This window comes from Exiguobacterium sp. UBA6282 (genome assembly GCF_002440475.1).
In the GTDB taxonomy this organism is placed as follows: Bacteria; Bacillota; Bacilli; order Exiguobacteriales; family Exiguobacteriaceae; genus Exiguobacterium_A.
In genome coordinates, this window is the sequence record NZ_DJUM01000037.1 from 1 (window position 1) to 2,513 (window position 2,513).

Genomic DNA, 2,513 nt, shown 5'->3' on the forward strand with positions numbered 1-2,513 from the left:
ATCCTCGGTATGGACGAGTTGTCAGAAGACGACAAATTGACTGTACACCGTGCGCGTCGTATCCAGTTCTTCTTGTCGCAGAACTTCCACGTAGCTGAGCAGTTCACAGGACAAAAAGGATCGTACGTCCCAGTTAAGGACACGATCCGCGGCTTCAAAGAAATCCTCGAAGGTAAACACGATGATCTAACGGAAGAAGCATTCCGTCTCGTCGGTCCGATCGAAGATGCGATTGAAAAAGCGAAGGCGCTTGTCTAAGTGACAAAGCATAAGGGGGACTTGAGATGAACACACTTCATGTCAATATCGTCACCCCGGATGGCGAAGTGTATGATGGCGATATCCGTATGGTCGTTGCGAAGACGATTTCTGGTGAGATCGGGGTTCTCCCGCACCACGTCCCACTCGTGACACCACTCGATATCAGCATCTTGAAGTTGCGCCACGAAGATGGCGGACGCACGTTGATCGCTATCAGCGGTGGCTTTATGGAAGTGCGCCAGGATACTGTAACGGTTCTTGCGGAAACTGCGGAGCAAGCAGACAAGGTCGACTATGACCGTGCTGCAGCTGCGAAGGTTCGNNGCAGAACGTCGTCTCCAGGACACGAAATTATCAGAACTCGAATTCAAGCGTGCTGAACTTTCACTGAAACGAGCAGTTAACCGTCTCAGCTTGAAAGACTACGGTCGCGATTGATTCGACCAAAGACCCGAATTCCTTTGCGGAATCGGGTCTTTTTTTGTACGATACGTCAATGATTTTTCTAAAGACAAACGTTTTCGCAAGAGGGAGAACGATACAGGTTTAAAACGCCGTAAAAATGTAAAAGTACATTATATGCCTCGTCTTCACAATTTCTTCAACATTTTTTCTTTGGAAGACTAAATTTATCTTCAATAAATATATTTTATACGCTAAAATTAATTCAGCGTGTTCTTTTTTGTTTGCGCAATCATTCATTTTATGAAATCATAGTAAAGTTGGAGAAACTATGAAGAAGAGGTGCAACGAAAGTGACATCTATTGGTGTGAGTGCGTTTGTTAGTATGCTGGTCTACATCGTAGCGATTCTACTCGCTTGGTGGTCCTTATTACCAGTCAAATGGGAGAAAATCCTGCAACATCCTAAAGGACCGCATGCGGTAGCCTTGCGAACGATTCTAGCCATTGCACTCGGATCGATCGTCGCTCGCTTTTTATTGGATTATGCCGGTTTTGCACAGCGTCTTCAGTTTTTAATTGGGTGAACTTGTAACTGCATTGTAAACCCTGAAATGGTAATTTGTTTTAACATGGAACAGGACACTGCTCTTTCAATGAAGGAACACAGTCATTTAGCAATCATCTAACATTACAATCGAAACGTCGTATTGGCTTTGGAGTAAGAGATCAACTATAGGGAAGTTTCTTTTCTAACATTCGTTGAATTCCAACTATGATCCTCACCAATCACGAATTGAACATACTAGAACAGAAACGAAGCAGAGGAGTAGGGAGAATGGAAAAAATCGTTGTCCGTGGCGGACGTAAATTAGCTGGAACAGTCAAAGTAGAAGGTGCAAAGAACGCGGTCTTAAAAACACTCGTCGCGACATTGCTTGCATCAGAGGGCCAATCGGTTCTTCAAAACGTACCACGTCTAGCAGACGTCTATACAATCAATAACGTCTTACGCAACTTGAATGCGGAAGTCGAGTTCGACGCTGAAGCAAACACGGTGACGGTCAATGCCGAACCGAATCTTAAAGATGAAGCGCCACTCGAATACGTCCGTAAGATGCGGGCTTCGATCCTCGTCATGGGTCCATTACTTGCACGTCTCGGTCGCGCACGTGTTGCGATGCCAGGTGGCTGTGCGATTGGTTCACGTCCAATCGATCTTCACTTAAAAGGTTTCGAAGCGATGGGTGCGAAGACGATCATCGGAAATGGATTCGTTGAGGCACATGTTGACGGTCGTCTCAAAGGTGCAAAAATCTACCTCGACTTCCCATCAGTCGGTGCGACAGAAAACATCATGATGGCTGCGACACTCGCAGAAGGAACGACAGTGATTGAGAACGTCGCAAAAGAACCAGAAATCGTTGATCTTGCGAACTTCTTGAACGCAATGGGCGCAAAAGTCCGCGGTGCAGGTACAGAAACGATCCGCATCGAAGGCGTCGAGAAGTTACACGGTGCGACACACTACGTCATTCCGGACCGGATTGAAGCAGGTACGTTCATGATCGCAGCAGCAATCACGGAAGGTGACGTCGAAGTCATCGGTGCTGAGCGCGAACACCTTCGTCCACTCATCTCGAAGATGGAAGAGATGGGCGTTAAGATCACGGATACAGAAGAAGGTCTCCGTGTCGTCGGTCCAGCGAAACTCGAAGCAGTCGACGTCAAGACGATGCCACACCCAGGTTTCCCGACAGACGTTCAAGCACAAATGATGGCGCTTGTTCTCAAAGCAGGTGGCACATCGGTCATCACGGAAACTGTTTTCGAGAACCGCTTCATGCACG

At 47.0% G+C, this 2,513-nt stretch carries 2 protein-coding genes and 2 pseudogenes; all 4 read left to right on the plus strand.

Annotation, left to right across the window (positions count from 1 at the left end):
- Nucleotides 1-258, plus strand: a pseudogene (locus B2751_RS10195) (F0F1 ATP synthase subunit beta); the annotation flags it as partial.
- A 26-nt stretch (nucleotides 259-284) separates the two neighbouring features.
- A pseudogene (locus B2751_RS10200) lies at nucleotides 285-699 on the plus strand (F0F1 ATP synthase subunit epsilon).
- 317 nt (nucleotides 700-1,016) lie between these two features.
- A complete protein-coding gene (locus B2751_RS10205; RefSeq protein WP_290774592.1) occupies nucleotides 1,017-1,250 on the plus strand; it encodes a DUF1146 family protein in 234 nt (77 codons plus the stop codon).
- Nucleotides 1,251-1,501: 251 nt separating this feature from the next.
- On the plus strand, nucleotides 1,502-2,513 hold a 1,012-nt coding region (gene murA / locus B2751_RS10210), incomplete at its 3' end, for a UDP-N-acetylglucosamine 1-carboxyvinyltransferase (RefSeq protein WP_290774594.1).